4 protein-coding genes are annotated in these 4,221 nt (G+C 73.2%); 3 read left to right on the top strand and 1 reads right to left on the bottom strand.

Annotated features, from left to right (window positions below; all coding sequences use genetic code 11):
- The 3 genes from EYA84_RS27755 to EYA84_RS27745 form a co-directional block, all read left to right on the top strand.
- Positions 1-1,083 (top strand): MmgE/PrpD family protein (locus EYA84_RS27755; protein ID WP_131056805.1); only part of this gene is annotated, 1,083 nt, incomplete at its 5' end.
- A gap of 42 nt (positions 1,084-1,125) precedes the next feature.
- Positions 1,126-2,592, top strand: coding sequence for a dihydroorotase family protein (locus EYA84_RS27750; RefSeq protein ID WP_131056803.1), 1,467 nt, complete (start codon positions 1,126-1,128; stop codon positions 2,590-2,592).
- Positions 2,589-3,464 (top strand): CoA ester lyase, encoded by an 876-nt coding sequence (locus EYA84_RS27745; protein WP_131056801.1) that lies wholly within the window; start codon positions 2,589-2,591, stop codon positions 3,462-3,464. Before EYA84_RS27750 ends, EYA84_RS27745 begins: the two co-directional genes overlap by 4 nt.
- A gap of 127 nt (positions 3,465-3,591) precedes the next feature.
- On the opposite strand, the gene EYA84_RS27740 is transcribed toward EYA84_RS27745, so the two are convergent.
- A partial coding sequence (locus EYA84_RS27740; RefSeq protein WP_236145994.1) for an ADP-ribosylglycohydrolase family protein occupies positions 3,592-4,221 on the bottom strand: 630 nt, incomplete at its 5' end.

Raw genomic sequence — 4,221 nt, 5'->3', positions numbered from 1 at the left:
GCCGCGCAGGCCGCCGGCGCCGACGGCGCCGCCCTCACCACCGCCGTCGCGGTCGGCATCGAGGTCACCGTCCGCCTCGGCATGGCCGGCTACGACCCGGAACTGAACAACTCGGTCTTCTTCGAACACGGCCAGCACGCCACCTCCATCTGCGGGGCGATGGGCGCCGCCGTGGCCGCCGGCATGCTCGTCGGCCTCGACGAGGACGGCCTGCTGGACGTGCTCGGCGTGACCGCGTCGATGGCCGCCGGAGTGATCGAGGCCAACCGCACCGGCGGCACCGTCAAACGGCTGCACTGCGGATGGGCCGCACACAGCGCCGTCACCGCCGCCGACCTGGTCCGACGCGGCTTCACCGGACCACCCACCGTGCTGGAGGGCCGGTTCGGGTTCTTCACCGCCTTCCTTCGCGGCGAAGCCGACCACGCCCAGGTCACCGACGGACTCGGTGAACGCTGGGCGGTGCCGGACATCTTCTTCAAGCCCTACCCGGCCAACCACTTCACCCACGCCGCCATCGACGCCGGACTGGCGCTGCGCGCCCAGGACGTGCCGCTGGACCGCATCGACCACATCGAACTGCGGGTACCCGCCGCCGTGATCCGCACCATCGGGCAGCCCATCGACACCAAACGCACCCCGGACACCGGCTACCAGGCCCAGTTCAGCGGCCCGTACGCGGTGGTCGCCGGCCTCTTCGGCGGCGGCGGCCTGGGCCTCGGGCTCAGTGACTTCACCGACGACCTGGCCCGCGACCCGGCCCGCCGGGCCCTGATGGCCCGCGTCGACGTGGTCGCCGACGACGAGTGCACCAAGATCTTCCCCTACCAGTTCCCGGCCGTCGTGACCGTCCGCACCGACGACGGCCGGACCTGGCGCGAGGAGGTCCTGACCAACCGGGGCGGCCCACAACGACCGCTGTCCGACGCGGAACTGGCCATGAAGTTCCGCGACAACGTCGCCGGTCGCCTCGACCCGGACACCACCGACCAGGTGGTGGCCGCCGTCGCCGGCCTCGCCGACGTCACCGACGTGGCCGACCTGTTGCGCCCACTGACCCGGCTGCGCACCGCCACCGACTGACCCGCCCGCGACCCGTCGCCCGCCGACCATCAGGAGCACATCATGCAACCCTTCGATCTCGTAGTGCGCAACGTCCGCGTGGTACGACACGACCAGGCGGAGCCGACGGCGCTGGACATCGGCGTACGCGACGGCCGGGTGGCCCACCTCGCCCCGCACATCGACACCACCGAGGCGACCACGGTCGTCGACGGCGGCGGCAAGCTCGCCTTCCCCGGCGTCGTCGACGCCCACCAGCACTGGGGCATCTACCACCCGCTGGCCGAGGACACCGCCACCGAGAGCCGCGCCTGCGCGCAGGGCGGCGTCACCTCCGCCATCAACTACATCCGCACCGGCCAGTACTACCTCAACCGGGGCGGACCGTACGGCGAGTTCTTCCCCGAGGTCCGCGCCGCCACCGACGACCGCTCCTGGGTCGACTACGCCTTCCACGTGGCGCCGATGACCGCCGAACACATCGACGAGATCCCCGACCTGGTCCGCGACCACGGCGTCACCTCGTTCAAGATCTTCATGTTCTACGGCGGCCACGGCCTGCACGGACGCTCCGCCGACCAGAGCTCGTTCCTGATGATCCCGCCCGACGCCCGCTACGACTACGCGCACTTCGAGTTCGTCATGCGCGGCGTGCAGGCCGCCCGCGAACAGTTCCCCGAACTGGCCGACGAGATCTCCCTGTCCCTGCACTGCGAGACCGCCGAGATCATGTCCGCGTACACCCGGATGGTCGAGCAGGACGGCACCCTGACCGGCCTCGCCGCGTACAGCGCCTCCCGCCCACCGCACTCCGAGGGCCTGGCGGTCAGCATCGCCGCCTACCTCGCCCACGAGACCGGCCTGCCCACCATCAACCTGCTGCACCTCTCCTCCGCCAAGGCCGTCGACGCGGCGATCCGCATGGCCCAGGCGTTCCCGCACGTCGACTTCCGCCGCGAGGTCACCATCGGTCACCTGCTGGCCGACATCGACACCGCCTACGGCCTCGGCGGCAAAGTCAACCCGCCGCTGCGTCCCCGCGAGGACGTCGAGGCGCTCTGGGCACACCTGCTCGACGGCCAACTCGACTGGGTCGTCAGCGACCACGCCTGCTGCCGCGCCGAGGTCAAGTTCGGCGAACCCGACGACGACATCTTCGTCGCCAAATCCGGCTTCGGCGGCGCCGAATACCTGCTGCCCGGCCTGATCAGCGAAGGCACCAAACGCGGCCTGTCCTACGCCCGCGTCGCCGAGCTGACCTCGTGGGCGCCGGCCCGCCGCTTCGGCCTGGCCACCAAGGGCGCCATCGCCGAGGGCCTGGACGCCGACTTCTGCCTGGTCGACGCCGAACACACCTGGACCGTCCGCGCCGACGAGTCACTGTCCGCGCAGGACTACACCCCGTTCGAGGGCATGGAACTGACCGCCCGCGTCACCGACACCTTCCTGCGCGGCGAGCAGATCCTGCGCGACGGCACCGTGGTCGGGCAGCCACGCGGCCGCTACCTGTCCCGCCCGACCCGCCCGTGACCGCCGTCGGCACGTCCCCCGCGATCGCCCGCAGCTACCTGTACGTGCCGGGGGACCAGCCCGACAAGCTGACCCGGGCCGCGACACGCGGCGCCGACGCCTGCATCCTCGACCTGGAGGACGCGGTCGCACCCGCCCACAAGAGCACCGCCCGGGACACCGTCGCGACGTTCCTCGCCGACGCACCCGCCGGCCCCCAATGGTGGGTACGCGTCAACGCCGACACCCCCGCCGCCGACATCGGCGCGGTGGCCGGGGTACACCTGACCGGCATCGTGGTGCCCAAGGCCGACGTCGACCTGCTGACCGAGGTGGACGCGCTGCTCGGCGACGCCGAACACGCCCACCGCCTGCCAGCCGGTTCGCTGGTCGTCTTCGCCCTGCTGGAAACCGCCGGGGGAGTGTGGCGGGCCGACGCGGTGGCCGCCGCCCGCCGGGTGGTCCGGCTCGGTCTCGGCGAGGCCGACCTCGCCGCCGAACTGCGCCTGCAACCCGGACCGGACAAGGCCGAGCTGTGGCCGATGCGGTCCCGTCTGGTGCTCGCCGGCGCCGCCGCCGGCCTCGCCCCGCCCGTCGGCCCCACCGAGACCGCCCTACGCGACCCGGACCGCCTCGAACAGAGCAGCCGGCTGCTGCTGCGGCAGGGTTTCCGGGGCCGCACCGCCATCCACCCCGCCCAGGTGGCGGTCGTCAACCAGGTCTTCGCACCGACCGACGAGGAGGTGGCCGCCGCCCGCGACGTCGTCGACCGGCTGGCCGCCGCCGAACGTGACGGCTCCGGCGTGACGGTCACCGCCGACGGGCGGCTCGTCGACGCGGCCGTCGCGCGCAGCGCCCGCGAGATCCTCGACCGCGCCGCCGCAGGCGGATAACCCTGCGCCATCGGCCCCGGGGTGCGCGACGCCCCGGGGCCGAACCCTGCCATCAACAACCCCATGAGCACCCGCGCCTCGACCAGCCCACCGAACCCGACCCGCCCACCGACCGACCCCGCCCACCTCACCGCGCCGACTCCCGCAACGCCACCAGACCCGCCGCCAACCGCCGCACCTCCGCCGCGTCCAGCCCCACCACCGACCCACTCCACGGCAACTCCGCCCGCACCGCCTCCGCCGACGACCCCGCACCCAACAGACCACCCACCAACGCCGCCACCGTGTCCGTGTCCCCACCACCGCGCACCGCCGCCACCAACCCACCCCGCACCGAATCCGCGCCCCGCACACAGTGCAGCACCGCCGCGACCGTCTCCGCCGCGTCCAGCCCGACCCCCGACGGCGGGGGAGACCACCCACCCGCCGCCACCGCACCCACCAACCCGGCCAACCGTGGCGCGTCCCCACACACCGGCCGCGCCACCTCCACCCACTCCACCGCCCGCGCCACCACCACGGCCATCGGCGCACCCGCCACCGACCACGACGCACACCCGGCCATCACCACCGCCGACGCCAACGCCTCCGGCGCCCGATGCGTCGCCCGCGTCACCTCCACCGTCCGCGCCACCAGCAGATCCACCCGCTCCGGCGGCACCGACCACCCCACCGGCAACGCCCGCATCGGCGCGCCGTTCGTGCCACCCTCCCGACTGTCTCTTATCCACCTCTCCGAGCCCACGAGACTAGCGCT

The organism is Verrucosispora sp. SN26_14.1, from assembly GCF_004307965.1.
In the GTDB taxonomy this organism is placed as follows: Bacteria; Actinomycetota; Actinomycetes; order Mycobacteriales; family Micromonosporaceae; genus Micromonospora.
The sequence above is the reverse complement of the archived record's forward strand: the minus strand, read 5'-3'. Positions and strand labels throughout refer to the sequence as shown.